Source organism: Streptomyces azureus (assembly GCF_001270025.1).
Taxonomy (GTDB): domain Bacteria; phylum Actinomycetota; class Actinomycetes; order Streptomycetales; family Streptomycetaceae; genus Streptomyces; species Streptomyces azureus.
This window is the reverse complement of record NZ_DF968247.1, coordinates 30598-49271: the sequence shown is the minus strand read 5'-3', so window position 1 is coordinate 49271 and position 18674 is coordinate 30598. Positions and strand designations below refer to the sequence as shown.

Here is an 18674-nt window from a genome sequence, read left to right as displayed (position 1 = left end):
CCCCTCGCTGTGCCGAACACACACTGTGCCCACCGCCGCACGCGGTGGGCACAGTCCGTTGTGCAACCCTTTCCCGAGTTTCTCCGTCTGACCAGGCGGAGTGACGATGGTGCCAGGAGGAACTCCCCGACCGATCACGCCTGGCACTGACCGCAGGGGGTAACCGACCGTAGACGAGCTGAGGAGCACATGTCTGCCGAGAGCACGCCGGGTCCGGGCATACCGGGCGATACCGGCACCACCGGGTCGCGCCACCGCGCCAAGGGCCGACGCCGCAAGCCCCGTAAGCGTCACACGGGCCTGATGGTGACGGCCTGGACCGCCGCGGGCATCGTCGCCCTGGGCGGCGCCGGGGCGGGGTACCTGTACTTCAAGCTCAACGGCAACCTGAAGAGCGTCGACATCGACCAGGCCCTCGGCACCGACCGGCCCAAGAAGGCCGACAACGGCTCGGAGAACATCCTCGTCCTCGGCTCCGACACCCGCGCCGGCGGCAACAAGAAGCTCGGCGGCGGCACCGACGACGGCAGCGCCCGTTCCGACACGGCGATGATCGTGCACGTCTACAAGGGCCACAAGAAGGCCAGCGTGGTCTCCATCCCGCGTGACACCCTCATCGACCGGCCCGCGTGCACGGACACCAAGGGCGACGAGCACCCCGCCGCGAACGGCGTGATGTTCAACTCCGCGTACTCCACCGGCGGGGCCGCCTGCGCCGTGAAGACCGTCGAGTCGATCACCGACCTGCGCATGGACCACTACCTGGAGGTCGACTTCGCCGGCTTCCAGAAGCTCATCGACGACCTCGGCGGTGTCGAGGTCACCACGACCAAGAGCATCGACGACCCCGACAGCCACCTGAAGCTGAAGGCCGGCACCCACAGACTCGACGGCGAGCAGGCCCTCGGCCTGGTCCGCACCCGCCACGGCGTCGGCGACGGCTCCGACCTGGGCCGCATCCAGCTCCAGCAGGCCTTCATCAAGGCCCTGGTCAGCCAGATCAAGGACGTCGGCGTCTTCACGAACCCCAAGAAGCTGCTCGACCTCGCGGAGACCGCGACCAGGACGGTGACGACCGACTCCGACCTCGGCTCGGTCAACAAGCTCGCGTCCTTCGCGGGAGGCCTCAAGGGCATCACCCCGTCCAACATGCACATGGTCACGATGCCGGTCGCCTACGACCCGGCCGACCCCAACCGCGTCCTCCTCCAGAAGAAGAAGGCCGACCAGATCTGGAAGGCCCTGGAGAACGACAAGCCGATCCCGAAGAGCGCGACCGAGGGCACGGCGACAGGTGAGGCCAAGGGCGTCGTGAGCGGCTCCTGAGGGTCGTGCCCCAAGGGGCGCGGGGCTGTGTCGATGTGCGGCTCCCCGCCTGGGCGCGAACAACCCCCACCGGCCCGCAGGGAATAGATCACAACAACCCCCGGTTTTGGGGGATGGCCCCAGTCCTGGCAGACTGGTACGTCGGCTCCGGTTCACGCTCCCGCACCCCGCGGCAGCGACCCGGCGCCCTCCCGAAACCTAGGAGACACCTTGAAGCGCGACATCCACCCCGCGTACGTCGAGACGCAGGTCAGCTGCACCTGCGGCGCGTCGTTCACCACCCGCAGCACCATCGAGTCCGGCGCGATCCGTGCCGATGTGTGCTCCGAGTGCCACCCGTTCTACACGGGCAAGCAGAAGATCCTCGACACCGGTGGCCGCGTGGCCCGCTTCGAGGCCCGCTTCGGCAAGGCCGCCGGCTCCAAGAAGTAGCGAGCCCCATTTCGCCGGTCCGCGGACGCGCCCCCTCACCGGGCGCTCCGGGACCGGCGTTTTTGGTCGCCGCCCTTCACCCCCGCCAGTACACAGGAGCCCAAGATGTTCGAGGCCGTCGAGGATCTCGTCGCCGAGCACGCCGACCTGGAGAAGAAGCTCGCCGACCCGTCGGTCCACAACGACCAGGCCAACGCGCGCAAGCTGAACAAGCGTTACGCCGAGCTCACCCCGATCGTCGCCACCTACCGCTCCTGGACGCAGACGGGCGACGACATCGAGACCGCGCGCGAGTTCGCCGCCGACGACCCCGACTTCGTGGCCGAGGTCAAGGAGCTGGAACAGCGCCGCGAGGAGCTGACCGAGAAGCTGCGCCTTCTCCTCGTCCCGCGCGACCCCAGCGACGACAAGGACGTCATCCTCGAGATCAAGGCGGGCGCGGGCGGCGACGAGTCGGCCCTGTTCGCCGGCGACCTGCTGCGCATGTACCTGCGGTACGCCGAGCGGGTCGGCTGGAAGACCGAGATCATCGACGCCACCGAGTCCGAGCTGGGCGGCTACAAGGACGTCCAGGTGGCCGTGAAGACCAAGGGCGGCCAGGGCGCGACGGAGCCCGGACAGGGCGTGTGGGCCCGCCTGAAGTACGAGGGCGGCGTGCACCGCGTGCAGCGCGTGCCGGCCACCGAGTCCCAGGGCCGTATCCACACCTCCGCCGCCGGTGTCCTCGTCACCCCCGAGGCCGAGGAGGTCGACGTCGAGATCAACCCGAACGACCTCCGCATCGACGTCTACCGCTCCTCCGGTCCTGGCGGACAGTCCGTCAACACCACCGACTCCGCCGTGCGCATCACGCACGTCCCGACCGGAGTCGTCGCCTCCTGCCAGAACGAGAAGAGCCAGTTGCAGAACAAGGAGCAGGCACTGCGTATCCTGCGCTCCAGGCTGCTCGCCATCGCGCAGGAGGAAGCGGAGAGGAACGCCGCCGACGCCCGCCGCAGCCAGGTCCGCACCGTCGACCGCTCCGAGAAGATCCGCACGTACAACTACCCGGAGAACCGCATCTCGGACCACCGTGTCGGCTACAAGGCGTACAACCTGGACCAGGTCCTGGACGGCGACCTCGACGCGGTGATCCAGGCCTGCGTCGACGCGGACTCGGCGGCGAAGCTCGCGGCCGCGTAGGACCCATTCAGGAGTACCGACTACCGGAGGACATGCGTGCAGCAGTCATTTGGGGGGCGACCCCCAAGCCCCCGCAGCGTGCTGCTCGCGGAGGTGGCCCAGGCCACCCAGCGGCTCGCCGACGCCGGCGTGCCCTCGCCGCGCACCGACGCGGAGGAGCTCGCCGCGTTCGTGCACGGCGTCAAGCGCGGCGAGCTGCACTCCGTCAAGGACTCCGACTTCGACGCCCGCTACTGGGAGGTCATCGCCCGCCGCGAGGCCCGCGAGCCGCTCCAGCACATCACCGGGCGGGCCTACTTCCGGTACCTGGAACTCCAGGTCGGCCCCGGAGTCTTCGTGCCACGGCCCGAGACGGAGTCCGTGGTCGGCTGGGCCATAGACGCGGTACGGGCCATGGACGTCGTCGAGCCGTGCATCGTCGACCTGTGCACCGGCTCCGGCGCCATCGCGCTCGCCCTCGCCCAGGAGGTGCCGCGCTCGCGCGTGTACGCCGTGGAGCTGTCCGAGGACGCCCTCAGGTGGACCCGCAAGAACGTGGAGGGGTCCAGGGTGGAGCTGCGCCAGGGAGACGCCCTGACGGCCTTCCCGGACCTCGACGGACAGGTCGACCTGGTCATCTCCAACCCGCCGTACATCCCGCTCACCGAGTGGGAGTACGTCGCTCCCGAGGCGCGCGACCACGACCCGGAACTGGCCCTCTTCTCCGGCGAGGACGGCCTCGATCTCATCCGCGGCCTGGAGCGCACCGCGCACCGGCTGCTGCGCCCCGGCGGTGTCGTGGTCGTGGAGCACGCCGACACCCAGGGCGGCCAGGTGCCGTGGATCTTCGCCGAGGACCGCGGCTGGACCGACGCCGCCGACCACCCGGACCTGAACAACCGCCCGCGTTTCGCCACGGCCCGCAAGGCACTGCCGTGAGCACACCGGGCACCCCGCGGTCTTCGCGGACTTCATCCCAGCAGCACGTGTACGAGGAGGCCAGCTAAAGATGGCACGGCGATACGACACCAACGACGCGACCGACCGTGTGACCGGTCTGCGCGAGGCAGCGTCCGCCGTCCGCCGTGGCGAGCTCGTGGTGCTGCCGACGGACACGGTGTACGGCATCGGCGCCGACGCGTTCTCCTCGGAGGCGGTCGCCGACCTGCTGGAGGCCAAGGGCCGGGGCCGCAACATGCCCACCCCCGTGCTCATCGGCTCCCCGAACACGCTGCACGGGCTCGTCACGGACTTCTCGGAGCTGGCCTGGGAACTGGTCGACGCCTTCTGGCCGGGCGCGCTGACGCTCGTCGCCAAGCACCAGCCGTCCCTCCAGTGGGACCTGGGCGACACCCGTGGCACGGTCGCCGTGCGCATGCCGCTGCACCCCGTCGCCATCGAGCTGCTGACGGAGGTGGGCCCCATGGCCGTCTCCTCCGCCAACCTGACCGGCCACCCGGCGCCGGAGGACTGCGACGCCGCGCAGGAGATGCTCGGCGACTCCGTCTCCGTCTACCTGGACGGCGGCCCGACCCCCGGCAACGTCCCGTCGTCGATCGTCGACGTGACCCGTGAGGTGCCGCTGCTGCTGCGCGCCGGCGCGCTCTCCGCGGAAGAGCTGCGAAAGGTCGTACCCGACCTCGAGGTGGCGAATTGACGGCCCCTGGAGCGGGGCGTGGCATAGGCAACGGGGAAAGCGCGGCGGAGATCACGACGACGTTCGTGGGGCTGCCGCGCGACAGCTTCCGCATCCTCCACGTCAGCACCGGCAACGTATGCCGCTCGCCCATCACCGAGCGGCTGACCCGCCATTTCGTGCGGGAGCGGCTCGGGATCCTGGGCGGCGGGCTGATCGTGGAGAGCGCGGGCACCTGGGGCCACGAGGGCGCCCCCATGGAGGCCAACGCGGAGACCGTGCTGGCCGACTTCGGCGCGGACGCCTCCGGCTTCACCGGGCGCGAACTCCTCGACGAGCACGTGATCCGCGCCGACCTGGTGCTGACCGCCACCCGGGACCACCGGGCGCAGGTCATCTCCATGGGGCACTCGGCGGGCCTGCGGACCTTCACGCTCAAGGAGTTCACCCGCCTGGTGAAGGCCATCGACCCGGCGACCCTGCCGCCCCTGGAGGAGGGCGTGGTCACCCGCGCGCGTGCGCTGGTGCGTGCCGCGGCGGCTCTACGCGGGTGGCTGCTGGCACCGAACGCCGAGGCGGACGAGGTGTACGACCCGTACGGGGCGCCCCTGACGTTCTTCCGGTCCATCGGGGACGAGATACACCAGGCACTCGATCCGGTCGTCACGGCCCTCACGGGCGTCCCCGCAAAGACGTAACGGCCGAGCGCCCCGGGGGCCCCGGGCCTACATTGGACGTACGTCACCGCCGACGCCGCCCGGAGCCCACCATGACGGTCACCCCTGCCATCGCGGCCGACCTCCTGCGCCGCCAGGACCCCGAACTCGCCGACATCCTGCTCGGCGAGCGGGAGCGGCAGGCGACGACGCTCCAGCTGATCGCCGCCGAGAACTTCAGCTCGCCGGCCGTCCTGGCCGCCCTCGGCTCGCCGCTCGCGAACAAGTACGCCGAGGGCTACCCGGGAGCGCGGCACCACGGCGGCTGCGAGATCGTCGATGTCGCCGAACGCGTCGCCGTGGACCGGGCCAGAGCGCTGTTCGGCGCCGAGCACGCCAACGTGCAGTCCCACTCCGGCTCTTCGGCCGTCCTGGCCGCCTACGCCGCCCTGCTGCGCCCCGGCGACACCGTCCTCGCCCTCGGCCTGCCGTACGGCGGCCATCTCACGCACGGCTCGCCCGCCAACTTCTCCGGCCGCTGGTTCGACTTCGTCGGATACGGCGTGGAGGCCGAGTCCGGGCTGATCGACCACGACCAGGTGCGCACCCTGGCCCGCACGCGCCGGCCCAAGGCGATCGTGTGCGGTTCGATCGCCTACCCCCGGCACATCGACTACGCGTTCTTCCGGGAGGTCGCCGACGAGGTGGGCGCGTACCTCGTCGCGGACGCCGCGCATCCCATCGGCCTCGTCGCCGGGGGAGCGGCGCCGAACCCGGTGCCGTACGCGGACATCGTCTGTGCGACGACCCACAAGGTGCTGCGGGGCCCGCGCGGCGGCATGATCCTGTGCCGCGCGGAGCTGGCCGAGCGGGTGGACCGGGCCGTGTTCCCTTTCACACAGGGCGGTGCGCAGATGCACACGATCGCCGCGAAGGCGGTCGCGTTCGGGGAGGCGGCAACACCGGCGTTCGCCGTGTACGCCCATCAGGTGGTCGCCAATGCGAGGGTTCTCGCGGCCCGGCTGGCCGCCGAGGGCCTGGTCGTCACCACGGGCGGCACGGACACCCACCTGATCACCGCCGACCCGGCGCCGCTCGGCGTCGACGGCCGCACCGCCCGGGGCCGTCTCGCCGCGGCAGGCCTGGTCATGGACTGCTGCGCGCTGCCGCACGGCGACACCCGGGGACTCAGGCTGGGCACGGCCGCCGTCACCACGCAGGGCATGGGGGAGGCGGAGATGGCGCGGATCGCCAAGCTGCTCGCGGGAGTGCTCAGGGGCGTGACCGAGACCGCGAGGGCCCGTGAAGAAGTGCGGGAGCTGGCCGGTGGATTTCCGCCGTATCCGGCTTGAGTCGGGGTAAGCGCACCAGGGTGCACAGCTACTCGTGCAACCATCGTCGCTACCCGGAAGTCCCCACCCATATGCGCGCATCGCTAGGGTGTGGGGCTGAGGATGGCCAGCGAGACCTGTGGGGAAGCCCGTGCGTGAATACCTGCTGACGCTCTGCATCACGGCCGCGGTGACGTATCTGCTGACAGGGCCGGTACGGAAGTTCGCGATCGTGGCCGGAGCGATGCCGGAGATCCGGGCACGTGACGTGCACCGGGAACCCACTCCGCGCCTCGGCGGGATCGCGATGTTCTTCGGCCTGTGCGCCGGCCTGCTGGTCGCCGACCACCTGACCAACCTCAGCCAGGTCTTCGAGACGTCGAACGAACCCCGGGCGCTGCTGTCCGGGGCGGCGGTGATCTGGCTGATCGGTGTGCTGGACGACAAGTTCGAGATCGACGCCCTGATCAAGCTGGGCGGCCAGATGATCGCCGCGGGCGTGATGGTCGTGCAGGGTCTGACGATCCTGTGGCTGCCGATCCCGGGCATCGGCTCGGTCGCGCTCACTCAGTGGCAGGGCACTCTGCTGACGGTGGCGCTGGTCGTCATCACCATCAACGCGGTCAACTTCGTCGACGGCCTGGACGGTCTCGCGGCCGGCATGGTCTGCATCGCCGCCACCGCGTTCTTCCTGTACGCCTACCGGATCTGGTACTCGTACGGCATCGAGGCCGCCGCCCCCGCCACGCTCTTCTCGGCGATCCTGATGGGCATGTGCCTGGGCTTCCTGCCGCACAACATGCACCCGGCGCGGATCTTCATGGGTGACTCGGGCTCGATGCTGATCGGCCTGGTGCTGGCCGCCGGCGCGATCTCCGTCACGGGGCAGGTCGACCCGGACGCGCTCAACCTGTACGTCGGGTCGGAGAAGGAGGCCGTGCACCAGACGGTCCCGGTCTACATCCCGCTGCTGCTGCCGCTCACGATCATCGCGGTCCCGGCCGCCGACCTGATCCTGGCGATCGTGCGCCGCACCTGGCGCGGCCAGTCGCCGTTCGCGGCCGACCGCGGCCACCTGCACCACCGCCTGCTGGAGATCGGCCACTCGCACAGCCGCGCGGTGCTGATCATGTACTTCTGGTCGGCGCTGATCGCCTTCGGGGCGCTGGCCTACTCGGTCAACTCGGCGTCCATGTGGATCGTGCTCGGCATCGTGTTCCTCAGCGCGATCGGCCTGGCCCTGCTCCTGCTGCCGCGCTTCACGCCGCGCACCCCGCGCTGGATGGAGCGGTTCGTGCCGCCGCGCTACCGGCGCCGCGGCATCCCGGCCCTCGCGCCCAACGCCTCGACGCCGGCGTCCGCCGCGGAGCAGGCGGCCTCGGTCGCGCACGAGACCCGTGCCCCCGTCGTGTCCGGCGTCTCAGGAGTCAACGGGGCGACCGCCATCGGCGGCCGCTCGCGTCCGGCGGACCGGCGCAAAGCCGGGACAAGGTAAGAATCTGACTAGAGCATTGCCAAGTCGTGGGGTTGTGATGGGGGAGCGAAGCGCCCCAATACCAGACAAGTCGGTGCTGTTCTTGCACGGACGCGCAGCTTCACTCTCATGTGTGACTGCCCGCACACCCTCAGGTAAAGACTGCATCAAATAGTTTGTGATACGGTTCACGAGAACCCCCCGGATAGAGCCGAAGGACCGTAGTGCGACGGTCCATTGGTGTGAGGTCTCCACTCAGCCCGGGACTACGCTCGTCCATGACGACACCCCTGCCCCCTGCGAAAGCGGAGTTGCCGCCATGCCGTCCAATGACGCCCGGAACCTTCTGCAGTGCGCTGTGCCCACAGCGGCTGCCGGTGTGGCCGTGGTCGCCGTCAGCGGTGTGGTGGCCGGAGGCAAGGGTGCCATCGGGGCCGCCGTCGGTACGGTGCTGGCCATCCTCTTCATGGGGGTCGGCCTGTTCGTTCTCCAGTGGACGGCAAAAACGCTCCCGCAGTTGTTCCAGGCCATGGGGCTGATGCTCTATGTCGCCCAGCTGCTGCTTCTCCTGATCTTCGTCGCCCTCTTCAAGGACACCTCTCTCTTCAACGCGAAGGCGTTCGCCCTCGGGCTCGTCATCGCGACGGTCGTGTGGATGGCCGCGCAGGCTCGTGCGCATATGAAGGCCAAGATCTTCTACATCGATCCGGACTCCGAGAAGAGCGAGAAGCCCGAGAAGACCGGGTCGTCGTCGTGACGAGTAGGGGCGCGATAAAGAGCACTGGGAACTCCTGCTATCGTCCGGTGCCAACTGCGGCATCGCGGGCGCGGGCATCTGAGCTGACGCCTGTTCGAACGCGAGGCTCGATGCCCCTCAGCCGCCCCCACATCCGTAACACCAGTCCGGTGCCGATCCGCGGCTGCGCGCCGCGCCGACACAACGAGGTTGCCGTACCTATGCGTCACGCCGAAGGAGCCCGTGGTGAGTGCTGACCAGACCCAGCTCGCCTTTGACTGGAGCTGTCGGATCATGTCCGACGGGTGTGGTTTTCCGGCACCGGGCCTGCACTCGTTCCTCTTCAAGCCGATCGCCACGGTTGGAGGGTTCGAGTTCAACAAGGTGATGCTGCTCGCGATCATCACCACCATCCTCGTCATCGGCTTCTTCTACGCGGCCTTCGGCAAGGCCAAGGTCGTGCCGGGCAAGCTCCAGATGGTCGGTGAAGCCGGATACGACTTCGTCCGCCGCGGCATCGTCTACGAGACCCTCGGAAAGAAGGAGGGCGAGAAGTACGTCCCCTTGATGGTCTCGCTGTTCTTCTTCATCTGGATCATGAACATCTGGTCCGTGATCCCGCTGGCGCAGTTCCCGGTGTCGTCGATCATCGCCTTCCCGGCGGTCCTCGCCGCGATCGTCTACGTCACCTGGGTCTCGCTGACCTTCAAGCGGCACGGCTTCGTCGGGTTCTTCAAGAACGTCACCGGCTACGACAAGTCGCTCGGCCCGGTGCTGCCGCTCGTGATGGTCATCGAGTTCTTCTCGAACCTGCTCGTCCGGCCGTTCACGCACGCGGTGCGACTGTTCGCCAACATGTTCGCCGGTCACCTGATGCTGGTCATGTTCACCGTCGCCTCCTGGTACCTGCTGAACAGCTGGATGGTCCCGGCGGCTGGCATCTCCTTCGTCATGACCATCGCCATGATCGGCTTCGAGCTTTTCGTGCAGGCCGTCCAGGCGTACGTCTTCGTACTCCTCGCCTGCACGTACATCCAGGGCGCTCTGGCCGAGCACCACTGAGCCACGCCCGCTCCGCAAGTCCCAAGAACGTCCGGTGGCCAACCCCCGCCGGTCCGTGAAAGAGAAGGAAGATTCAGCATGGCTGCCACTGAGACCCTCGCCGCTGTCTCCGGTTCGCTCGGCTCCATCGGCTACGGCCTCTCCGCCATCGGCCCCGGCATCGGCGTCGGCATCATCTTCGGTAACGGCACCCAGGCCCTGGCCCGTCAGCCCGAGGCCGCCGGTCTGATCCGTGCCAACCAGATCCTGGGCTTCGCGTTCTGTGAGGCGCTCGCCCTCATCGGCATCGTTATGCCGTTCGTGTTCGGTAAGTAATCACCCGCTTATCGACACGCATCGACGAAAGGCACTGATGTGATCGCCAACCTGGTACAGCTGGCGGCCGAGGAGGAGCAGAACCCGCTCCTTCCTCCGGGCCCCGAGCTGCTCGTCGGCACCATCGCCTTCGCCATCGTGTTCTTCTTCTTCTGGAAGAAGCTGCTTCCGAACATCAACAAGGTTCTGGAGGAGCGCCGCGCGGCGATCGAAGGCGGTATCGAAGAGGCCGAGACCATGAAGGTCGAGGCCCAGAGCGTCCTTGAGCAGTACAAGGCACAGCTCGCCGAGGCCCGGCACGAGGCCGCGCGCCTGCGCCAGGAGGCGCAGGAGCAGGGTGCCGCCCTCATCGCCGAGATGCGGGCCGAGGGCCAGCGGCAGCGCGAGGAGATCGTCGCCGCCGGTCACGCCCAGATCGAGGCCGACCGCAAGGCCGCGTCGTCCGCGCTGCGTCAGGACGTCGGCAAGCTCGCCACCGACCTGGCCGGCAAGCTCGTCGGCGAGTCCCTCGAGGACCACGCCCGTCAGAGCCGCGTGATCGACCGGTTCCTCGACGACCTCGAGGAGAAGGCCGAGGCCGGCCGATGAACGGAGCGAGCCGCGAGGCCCTGGCAGCCGCACGTGAGCGTCTCGACGCGCTGACGGACTCCACGTCCGTGGACGCCGGCTCGCTCGCCGACGAGCTGGCCGCCGTCACCGCGCTGCTCGACCGCGAGGTGTCGCTGCGTCGGGTCCTCACCGACCCGGCGCAGGCCGGTGAGGCCAAGGCCGAACTGGCCCAGCGCCTGCTCGGCACCCAGGTCAGCGGCCCGGCCGCCGACCTGGTCGCCGGAATGGTGCGCTCCCGCTGGTCGCAGTCGCGCGACCTGGTGGACGCCCTGGAGACGCTGGCCGACACCGCCGACCTCACCGCCGCGCAGCAGGCGGGCAAGCTCGACGACGTCGAGGACGAGCTGTTCCGCTTCGGGCGGATCGTCTCCGGCAGCACCGAGCTGCGTGCCGCGCTGACCGACCGCAAGGCCACCACCTCGGCCAAGAGCCAGCTGCTGCGCGGCCTGCTCGGCGGCCGGGCGCAGGCGGCCACCGAGCGTCTGGTCACGCGCCTTGTGACCGCGCCGCGGGGACGTAGCCTGGAGTCGGGACTGGAGTCCCTGTCCAAGCTCGCCGCCGAGCGCCGGGACCGCATGGTGGCCATCGTCACCTCGGCGGTACCGCTGAGCGACGCGCAGAAGCAGCGCCTGGGCGCCGCCCTCGCGAAGCTCTACGGCCGCAAGATGCACCTCAACCTGGACGTGGACCCCGAGGTCCTCGGCGGGATCCGGGTGCAGGTCGGCGACGAGGTCATCAACGGCTCCCTCGCGGACCGCATCGAGGACGCCAGCCGCCGGCTCGCCGGCTGAGCCAGCAACTCAATAGCAGTACGTACTTACGACGGCCCTGGTTGGGCCGTGCAGAAGAATCCTGGGGGTCGCCCCCAGACCCCCAAAGTGAAACTTCGGGCCCAACAAGGAGAGCAGGGAACCCAGATGGCGGAGCTCACGATCCGGCCGGAGGAGATCCGGGACGCGCTGGAGAACTTCGTCCAGGCGTACAAGCCGGACGCGGCCTCGCGCGAGGAGGTCGGTACGGTCACCTTCGCCGGCGACGGTATCGCGAAGGTCGAGGGTCTGCCCTCGGTCATGGCCAACGAGCTGCTGAAGTTCGAGGACGGCAGCCTCGGTCTCGCCCTCAACCTCGAGGAGCGCGAGATCGGCTGCGTCGTCCTCGGTGAGTTCAGCGGCATCGAGGAGGGGCAGCCGGTCAGCCGTACCGGCGAGGTCCTGTCCGTCGCTGTCGGCGAGGGCTACCTCGGCCGCGTGGTGGACCCCCTCGGCAACCCGATCGACGGCCTCGGCGAGATCGAGACCGACAGCCGTCGCGCCCTGGAGCTTCAGGCTCCGGGCGTCATGGTCCGTAAGTCGGTGCACGAGCCGATGGAGACGGGCTACAAGGCCGTCGACACGATGACCCCGATCGGCCGTGGCCAGCGTCAGCTGATCATCGGTGACCGCCAGACCGGCAAGACCGCCCTGGCCGTCGACACCATCATCAACCAGCGCGACAACTGGCGCACCGGCGACCCGAACAAGCAGGTCCGCTGCATCTACGTCGCCATCGGCCAGAAGGGCTCCACCATCGCCGGCGTGCGCGGCGCTCTGGAGGAGGCCGGCGCGCTGGAGTACACGACCATCGTCGCCGCCCCGGCGTCCGACCCGGCCGGCTTCAAGTACCTGGCGCCGTACACCGGTTCGGCCATCGGCCAGCACTGGATGTACCAGGGCAAGCACGTCCTGATCATCTTCGACGACCTGTCGAAGCAGGCCGACGCCTACCGCGCCGTGTCGCTGCTGCTGCGCCGCCCGCCGGGCCGTGAGGCCTACCCGGGTGACGTCTTCTACCTGCACTCCCGTCTGCTGGAGCGCTGCGCGAAGCTCTCCGACGAGATGGGTGCCGGCTCGATGACCGGTCTGCCGATCGTCGAGACGAAGGCCAACGACGTCTCGGCGTTCATCCCGACCAACGTCATCTCCATCACCGACGGCCAGTGCTTCCTGGAGTCGGACCTGTTCAACGCCGGTCAGCGCCCCGCGCTGAACGTCGGTATCTCGGTCTCCCGAGTCGGTGGTTCCGCCCAGCACAAGGCGATCCGCCAGGTCTCCGGCCGTCTGCGTGTGGACCTCGCCCAGTTCCGTGAGCTGGAGGCGTTCGCCGCCTTCGGTTCCGACCTGGACGCCGCGTCCAAGGCGCAGCTGGAGCGCGGTCAGCGCATGGTCGAGCTGCTGAAGCAGCCGCAGTACCAGCCGATGGCCACCGAGGACCAGGTCGTCTCCATCTGGGCCGGCACCACCGGCAAGATGGACGAGGTTCCGGTCGCCGACATCCGCCGCTTCGAGAAGGAGCTGCTGGAGTACCTGCACCGCAAGGAGCAGGGTCTGCTGACCTCCATCCGCGAGGGCGGGAAGATGTCGGACGACACGCTCCAGGCCATGGCCGACGCCATCGCGGAGTTCAAGAAGCAGTTCGAGACCTCCGACGGCAAGCTGCTCGGCGAGGACGCCCCGGCTGCCGGCAAGTGACGTAAGGAAGGGACCTGACTCATGGGAGCCCAGCTCCGGGTCTACAAGCGTCGCATCCGTTCCGTCACCGCGACCAAGAAGATCACGAAGGCGATGGAGATGATCGCCGCCTCGCGCGTCGTCAAGGCGCAGCGCAAGGTGGCGGCGTCCACGCCGTACGCGACCGAGCTCACCCGGGCGGTCGCGGCGGTCGCCACCGGATCGAACACCAAGCACCCGCTGACGACGGAGCCGGAGAACCCGACCCGCGCCGCGGTCCTGCTCCTCACGAGCGACCGCGGCCTGGCCGGTGCCTTCAATTCCAACGCCATCAAGGCCGCGGAGAGGCTCACGGCGAAGCTCGAAGGTGAGGGCAAGGAGGTCGTCAGCTACATCGTCGGCCGCCGTGGTCTCGCCCACTACAACTTCCGCGAGCGCAAGGTCGCGGAGTCGTTCACGGGCTTCACCGACGAGCCGTCGTACGCGGACGCCAAGAAGGTCGCGGCCCCGCTGATCGAGGCCATCGAGACGGAGACGGCGGAAGGCGGCGTGGACGAGCTCCACATCGTCTACACCGAGTTCGTGTCGATGATGACGCAGACGGCCATCGAGGCCCGGCTGCTGCCGCTCAGCCTCGACGAGGTCGCGCAGGAGGCCAAGCCCAAGGGCGAGATCCTCCCGCTGTTCGACTTCGAGCCCTCGGCGGAGGACGTCCTGGACGCCCTGCTGCCGCGCTACGTGGAGAGCCGGATCTACAACGCGCTGCTCCAGTCGGCCGCCTCCAAGCACGCCGCCACGCGGCGCGCGATGAAGTCGGCCACCGACAACGCCGGAGAGCTCATCGAGACGCTCACCCGGCTTGCCAACCAGGCCCGCCAGGCCGAAATCACCCAGGAAATCAGCGAGATCGTCGGTGGCGCCAGTGCCCTGGCCGACGCGACCGCGGGGAGTGACCGATAAATGACCACCACTGTTGAGACCGCGACGGCTACGGGCCGCGTCGCCCGGGTCATCGGCCCGGTCGTCGACGTGGAGTTCCCCGTCGACGCGATGCCCGAGATCTACAACGCCCTGCACGTCGAGGTCGCCGACCCGGCGCTCGCGGGCGAGAAGAAGACGCTGACCCTGGAGGTCGCCCAGCACCTGGGTGACGGCCTGGTCCGCGCGATCTCCATGCAGCCCACCGACGGCCTGGTCCGCCAGGCTCCCGTCGTCGACACCGGCGCGGGCATCTCCGTCCCGGTCGGCGACTTCACCAAGGGCAAGGTGTTCAACACCCTCGGTGAGGTGCTGAACAGCGACGAGACCTTCGAGGGCGAGCGCTGGCCCATCCACCGCAAGGCTCCCGCGTTCGACCAGCTCGAGTCGAAGACCGAGATGTTCGAGACGGGCCTGAAGGTCGTCGACCTTCTCACCCCGTACGTCAAGGGCGGCAAGATCGGTCTGTTCGGTGGTGCCGGTGTCGGCAAGACCGTGCTGATCCAGGAAATGATCATGCGTGTCGCCAACCTCCACGAGGGCGTCTCCGTCTTCGCGGGCGTCGGCGAGCGCACCCGTGAGGGCAACGACCTCATCGCGGAGATGGAAGAGTCCGGCGTTCTGGACAAGACCGCCCTGGTCTTCGGTCAGATGGACGAGCCCCCGGGCACCCGTCTGCGCGTGGCCCTGGCCGGCCTGACGATGGCGGAGTACTTCCGTGACGTCCAGAAGCAGGACGTGCTGTTCTTCATCGACAACATCTTCCGCTTCACCCAGGCCGGTTCCGAGGTGTCGACCCTGCTCGGCCGTATGCCCTCCGCGGTGGGCTACCAGCCGAACCTGGCCGACGAGATGGGTGTCCTCCAGGAGCGCATCACCTCGACCCGTGGTCACTCGATCACCTCGATGCAGGCGATCTACGTCCCCGCGGACGACCTGACCGACCCGGCCCCGGCCACCACCTTCGCCCACCTCGACGCGACGACGGTGCTCTCCCGTCCGATCTCCGAGAAGGGCATCTACCCGGCCGTGGACCCGCTGGACTCCACGTCCCGGATCCTCGACCCGCGGTACATCTCGGCGGACCACTACAACGCCGCGATGCGCGTGAAGAACATCCTGCAGAAGTACAAGGACCTGCAGGACATCATCGCGATCCTCGGTATCGACGAGCTCGGCGAGGAGGACAAGCTCGTCGTCCACCGTGCCCGTCGCGTGGAGCGCTTCCTGTCCCAGAACACCCACGCCGCCAAGCAGTTCACAGGCGTGGACGGTTCGGACGTGCCGCTGGACGAGTCGATCGCCGCGTTCAACGCGATCTGCGACGGCGAGTACGACCACTTCCCGGAGCAGGCGTTCTTCATGTGCGGTGGTCTCGAGGACCTGAAGAAGAACGCGAAGGAGCTGGGCGTCTCCTGAGCCTCGCGCTCGACATGTGAGCCTCGTGCTCATGACGGAGGGGGCGGGCGCGTCCCGCCCCCTCCGTCACGCCTACTAGACTTGTAACCAACACCCGGCACCCCCGCCGGGTGGTGACCCGAGGAGCCACCCTTGGCTGCTGAGCTGCACGTCGCGCTGGTCGCGGCCGACCGTGAGGTCTGGTCCGGCCAGGCCACCCTGGTCGTCGCGCGCACCACGTCCGGCGACATCGGCGTCATGCCCGGTCACCAGCCGCTGCTCGGTGTGCTGGAGTCGGGCCCGGTGACCATCCGTACGAGTGATGGCGGGACGGTCGTCGCCGCGGTCCACGGCGGTTTCATCTCGTTCGCGGACGACAAGCTCTCGCTGCTGGCCGAAGTCGCGGAGCTGTCGGACGAGATCGATGTCCAGCGCGCGGAGCAGGAGCTCGAGCGTGCGAAGGCGGAGGACGACGCGGAGGCCCAGCGCCGCGCGGACGTCCGTCTGCGTGCGGCCACGGCGGCGCGCTGACCCCGCCCGCCGTGTGATGACGTCACTCAGCCGCGGCTGGGTACCGGAGAGATCCGGACCCAGCCGCGGCTGAGGCGGATGTGGGTGATTTTTACGTTCCGTTACCTAGGAGACGAGGAGGTCGGTGTCGATGGTCCTCGCTCTGACTGTGTGCGGAATTGTCGTGGCTCTCGTCGTGGTGGGACTTTTCGTCTTCGGTCTGCGCCGCCGGCTGATCCAGCGCTCGGGCGGCACCTTCGACGCCAGCCTGCGCTGGGACACCCCGGAGCAGGGTGACGCCAACGGCAAGGGCTGGGCCTACGGAGTGGCCCGGTACAACGGCGACCGCGTCGAGTGGTTCCGTGTCTTCTCGTACTCCCCGCGCCCCCGCCGGATCCTGGAGCGGTCCGCGATCGAGGTGGCCGGCCGCCGGGTCCCGGAGGGCGAGGAGGAGCTGGCGCTCCTCTCCGACCACGTGATCCTCGCGTGTCTGCACCGGGGTACCCGGCTGGAGCTGGCCATGAGCGAGGACGCGCTGACCGGTTTCCTGGCGTGGCTGGAGGCGGCCCCGCCCGGTCAGCGAGTGAATGTGGCGTAGCCACATTCACTCGCTGGGTGGGGGTCCCCCCGGACGAAGTCTGGGGGAGCGTGAATGGTGCCTGGTGTCGTCTGTCAGTCGAGCCCGTTGTCGATGGCGGTCACCAGCTCACCGTTGCCGGTGTCGCCGCTGAACTCCCAGAAGAAGGCGCCGCCCAGGCCCTGGTTCTTGGCCCAGGTCATCTTCCCGGCGATCGTCGAGGGAGTGTCGTACGACCACCAGTTGCTGCCGCAGTGCGCGTACGCGGTGCCCGCGATCGTGCCGGTGGCCGGGCAGGAGTTCTTGAGGACCTTGTAGTCCTCGATGCCCGCCTCGTACGTCCCGGGAGCCGCTCCGGTCGCCGTGCCGCCGGGGGCGGACTGGGTGACGCCGGTCCAGCCGCGGCCGTAGAAGCCGATGCCGAGCAGGAGCTTGGCGGACGGGACGCCCTTCGCCTTCAGCTTGGCGATCGCGTCGGCCGAGTTGAAGCCCGCCTGCGGGATGCCGGGGTACGAGGTGAGCGGGGAGTGCGGGGCGGTCGGGCCGTCCTTGTCGAAGGCGCCGAAGTAGTCGTACGTCATCACGTTGTACCAGTCGAGGTACTGCGCGGCGCCGCCGTAGTCGGCCGCGTCGATCTTGCCGCCGCCGGAGGCGTCGGCCGTGATCGCGGCGGTGACCAGGTAGTCCTTGCCGAATTCGGCGCGCAGGGCCCTGGACAGGGTGGTGAACGCGGCCGGGCCCGAGGTGTCGCAGGTCAGGCCGCAGGCGTTCGGGTACTCCCAGTCGATGTCGATGCCGTCGAAGACGTCGGCCCAGCGCGGGTCCTCCACCACGGCCTTGCAGGACTTGGCGAAGGCGGCGGCGCCCGCCGCGGCCTGGCCGAAGCCGCCGGAGTAGGTCCAGCCGCCGAACGAGTACAGCACCTTGATGTGCGGGTACTTGGCCTTGAGCTGGCGGAGCTGGTTGAAGTTGCCGCGCAGCGGCTGGTCCCAGGTGTCGGCGGTGCCGCTGACGGACTGGTCGGCGGTGTAGGCCTTGTCGTAGGCGGCGTAGGTGTCGTCGACCGTGCACTGGCCGTTCTTGACGTTGCCGAAGGCGTAGTTGATGTGCGTGATCTTCGATGCCGAGCCCGAGGTCACCAGGTTCTTGACGTGGTAGTTGCGGCCGTAGACGCCCCACTCCGTGAAGTAGCCGAGCTTGATCTTGTCGCCGGGGGGCGGGGGTTCCTCGGAGCCGCCGGTGGTGCGGACCTTCACCGCGCCGCTGACCGGGCCGGTCTGGTCGGCGGTGTCGCGGGCCCGGACGGTGTAGGAGTAGTCGGTGCCGGCGGTCAGGCCGGTGTTCGTGTACGAGGTGGCCGTCACCGTGGCGATCTTCGTGCCGTCGCGCAGGAGGTCGTAGTTCTTGACGCCCTTGTCGTCGGTGGCGGCGGACCAGCTCAGCCTCACCGAGGTGTCGGTGGTGCCGGAGGCGGTGGGTGTGCCGGGTGCGGAGGGCGGGGCGTCTCCGGGGACGCTGCCGCCGTCGCAGCTGCCGCCGTTGAGCCGGCAGTCGGCGGGGGAGCCGGAACCGGAGCCGTTGAAGCCGAAGGAGACGGAGGCGCCGGGGGCGAGGGTGCCGTTCCAGGGCTTGTTCTTCGCGGTCCAGTGGGTGCCGGAGGAGGTGACGTCGGCGTCCCAGGCCGAGGTGACGGACGTGCCGGAGGGGAAGTCCCACTCGACGGTCCAGGAGCTGAGGGTCGTGGTGCCGGTGTTCTTCACCGTCCACTTGCCTTCGAAGCCGGAGCCCCAGTCCTGCGTCTTGGTGTAGCTCGCGGTGGCGGATGTCGCGGCCTGGGCCGGGCTCGCGAGGCCGACGAGACCGGCCAGCGGGAGCAACAGGGTCGCGAACCCTGCCGCGGCTCTGTGTCTGAAGCGCATACTGCGCCTCCTCGATGGAGTTGTGGGGGCGCGACTGAGCCTCACGCCCACTCATGGTGCGGTGAGAA

General features: G+C 69.0%; 19 protein-coding genes. 18 read left to right on the top strand and 1 reads right to left on the bottom strand.

The window, feature by feature from the left end:
• Positions 1-189: 189 nt before the first annotated feature.
• From AOQ53_RS13165 to AOQ53_RS13080, 18 genes are all read left to right on the top strand, one after another.
• The gene (locus AOQ53_RS13165; protein WP_059417221.1) at positions 190-1326 is read left to right on the top strand and encodes an LCP family protein; all 1137 of its coding nucleotides are present in this window, start codon (positions 190-192) and stop codon (positions 1324-1326) included.
• Between the two features lie 210 nt (positions 1327-1536).
• Positions 1537-1758: a 50S ribosomal protein L31 gene (gene rpmE / locus AOQ53_RS13160; protein ID WP_010040182.1), complete on the top strand. Its 222-nt coding sequence runs from the start codon at positions 1537-1539 to the stop codon at positions 1756-1758.
• A 105-nt stretch (positions 1759-1863) separates the two neighbouring features.
• Positions 1864-2940: a peptide chain release factor 1 gene (prfA, locus tag AOQ53_RS13155; RefSeq protein ID WP_059417220.1), complete on the top strand. Its 1077-nt coding sequence runs from the start codon at positions 1864-1866 to the stop codon at positions 2938-2940.
• 78 nt (positions 2941-3018) lie between these two features.
• Positions 3019-3858, top strand: a complete 840-nt coding sequence (prmC, locus tag AOQ53_RS13150) for a peptide chain release factor N(5)-glutamine methyltransferase (protein ID WP_059417219.1) — start codon at positions 3019-3021, stop codon at positions 3856-3858.
• Between the two features lie 70 nt (positions 3859-3928).
• On the top strand, positions 3929-4576 hold the full coding sequence (locus AOQ53_RS13145; protein WP_020272587.1) for an L-threonylcarbamoyladenylate synthase: 648 nt from the start codon (positions 3929-3931) through the stop codon (positions 4574-4576).
• The gene (locus tag AOQ53_RS13140; RefSeq protein WP_059417218.1) at positions 4573-5253 is read left to right on the top strand and encodes an arsenate reductase/protein-tyrosine-phosphatase family protein; all 681 of its coding nucleotides are present in this window, start codon (positions 4573-4575) and stop codon (positions 5251-5253) included. The genes AOQ53_RS13145 and AOQ53_RS13140 overlap by 4 nt, the downstream gene beginning before the upstream one ends.
• A gap of 71 nt (positions 5254-5324) precedes the next feature.
• Positions 5325-6563 carry a serine hydroxymethyltransferase gene (locus tag AOQ53_RS13135; RefSeq protein ID WP_059417217.1) on the top strand — a complete coding sequence of 413 codons (1239 nt, stop codon included), beginning with the start codon at positions 5325-5327 and terminating at the stop codon, positions 6561-6563.
• Positions 6564-6693: 130 nt separating this feature from the next.
• On the top strand, positions 6694-8037 hold the full coding sequence (locus tag AOQ53_RS13130) for an MraY family glycosyltransferase (RefSeq protein WP_059417228.1): 1344 nt from the start codon (positions 6694-6696) through the stop codon (positions 8035-8037).
• Positions 8038-8335: 298 nt separating this feature from the next.
• Positions 8336-8773: a hypothetical protein gene (locus tag AOQ53_RS13125; RefSeq protein ID WP_059417216.1), complete on the top strand. Its 438-nt coding sequence runs from the start codon at positions 8336-8338 to the stop codon at positions 8771-8773.
• 273 nt (positions 8774-9046) lie between these two features.
• Positions 9047-9814: a F0F1 ATP synthase subunit A gene (gene atpB, locus AOQ53_RS13120; RefSeq protein ID WP_059417215.1), complete on the top strand. Its 768-nt coding sequence runs from the start codon at positions 9047-9049 to the stop codon at positions 9812-9814.
• 78 nt (positions 9815-9892) lie between these two features.
• Positions 9893-10129, top strand: coding sequence for an ATP synthase subunit c family protein (locus tag AOQ53_RS13115; protein ID WP_031104199.1), 237 nt, complete (start codon positions 9893-9895; stop codon positions 10127-10129).
• Positions 10130-10168: 39 nt separating this feature from the next.
• The gene (locus AOQ53_RS13110) at positions 10169-10717 is read left to right on the top strand and encodes a F0F1 ATP synthase subunit B (RefSeq protein WP_059417214.1); all 549 of its coding nucleotides are present in this window, start codon (positions 10169-10171) and stop codon (positions 10715-10717) included.
• Positions 10714-11529 (top strand): F0F1 ATP synthase subunit delta, encoded by an 816-nt coding sequence (locus tag AOQ53_RS13105; protein WP_059417213.1) that lies wholly within the window; start codon positions 10714-10716, stop codon positions 11527-11529. The genes AOQ53_RS13110 and AOQ53_RS13105 overlap by 4 nt, the downstream gene beginning before the upstream one ends.
• A 126-nt stretch (positions 11530-11655) precedes the next feature.
• The gene (gene atpA, locus AOQ53_RS13100) at positions 11656-13245 is read left to right on the top strand and encodes a F0F1 ATP synthase subunit alpha (RefSeq protein WP_059417212.1); all 1590 of its coding nucleotides are present in this window, start codon (positions 11656-11658) and stop codon (positions 13243-13245) included.
• Positions 13246-13266: 21 nt separating this feature from the next.
• Entirely contained in the window at positions 13267-14184 is a 918-nt protein-coding gene (locus AOQ53_RS13095; protein ID WP_059417211.1) for a F0F1 ATP synthase subunit gamma, read from the top strand.
• On the top strand, positions 14185-15621 hold the full coding sequence (gene atpD, locus AOQ53_RS13090) for a F0F1 ATP synthase subunit beta (protein ID WP_059417210.1): 1437 nt from the start codon (positions 14185-14187) through the stop codon (positions 15619-15621).
• A gap of 132 nt (positions 15622-15753) precedes the next feature.
• On the top strand, positions 15754-16131 hold the full coding sequence (locus AOQ53_RS13085) for a F0F1 ATP synthase subunit epsilon (RefSeq protein ID WP_053670581.1): 378 nt from the start codon (positions 15754-15756) through the stop codon (positions 16129-16131).
• A 130-nt stretch (positions 16132-16261) separates the two neighbouring features.
• Positions 16262-16708 carry a DUF2550 domain-containing protein gene (locus AOQ53_RS13080; protein ID WP_059417209.1) on the top strand — a complete coding sequence of 149 codons (447 nt, stop codon included), beginning with the start codon at positions 16262-16264 and terminating at the stop codon, positions 16706-16708.
• Positions 16709-16782: 74 nt separating this feature from the next.
• On the opposite strand, the gene AOQ53_RS13075 is transcribed toward AOQ53_RS13080, so the two are convergent.
• Positions 16783-18606, bottom strand: coding sequence for a glycoside hydrolase family 18 chitinase (locus AOQ53_RS13075; RefSeq protein WP_059417208.1), 1824 nt, complete (start codon positions 18604-18606; stop codon positions 16783-16785).
• Between the last annotated feature and the right edge of the window lie 68 nt (positions 18607-18674).

Coding starts and splice junctions, on each gene's coding strand:
- AOQ53_RS13165 (WP_059417221.1), top strand. CDS start 190: ATGTCTGCCGAGAGCACGCCGGGTCCGGGCATACCGGGCGATACCGGC.
- prfA (WP_059417220.1), top strand. CDS start 1,864: ATGTTCGAGGCCGTCGAGGATCTCGTCGCCGAGCACGCCGACCTGGAG.
- AOQ53_RS13145 (WP_020272587.1), top strand. CDS start 3,929: ATGGCACGGCGATACGACACCAACGACGCGACCGACCGTGTGACCGGT.
- AOQ53_RS13135 (WP_059417217.1), top strand. CDS start 5,325: ATGACGGTCACCCCTGCCATCGCGGCCGACCTCCTGCGCCGCCAGGAC.
- AOQ53_RS13125 (WP_059417216.1), top strand. CDS start 8,336: ATGCCGTCCAATGACGCCCGGAACCTTCTGCAGTGCGCTGTGCCCACA.
- atpB (WP_059417215.1), top strand. CDS start 9,047: ATGTCCGACGGGTGTGGTTTTCCGGCACCGGGCCTGCACTCGTTCCTC.
- AOQ53_RS13115 (WP_031104199.1), top strand. CDS start 9,893: ATGGCTGCCACTGAGACCCTCGCCGCTGTCTCCGGTTCGCTCGGCTCC.
- AOQ53_RS13105 (WP_059417213.1), top strand. CDS start 10,714: ATGAACGGAGCGAGCCGCGAGGCCCTGGCAGCCGCACGTGAGCGTCTC.
- atpA (WP_059417212.1), top strand. CDS start 11,656: ATGGCGGAGCTCACGATCCGGCCGGAGGAGATCCGGGACGCGCTGGAG.
- AOQ53_RS13095 (WP_059417211.1), top strand. CDS start 13,267: ATGGGAGCCCAGCTCCGGGTCTACAAGCGTCGCATCCGTTCCGTCACC.
- atpD (WP_059417210.1), top strand. CDS start 14,185: ATGACCACCACTGTTGAGACCGCGACGGCTACGGGCCGCGTCGCCCGG.
- AOQ53_RS13080 (WP_059417209.1), top strand. CDS start 16,262: ATGGTCCTCGCTCTGACTGTGTGCGGAATTGTCGTGGCTCTCGTCGTG.
- AOQ53_RS13075 (WP_059417208.1), bottom strand. CDS start 18,606: ATGCGCTTCAGACACAGAGCCGCGGCAGGGTTCGCGACCCTGTTGCTC.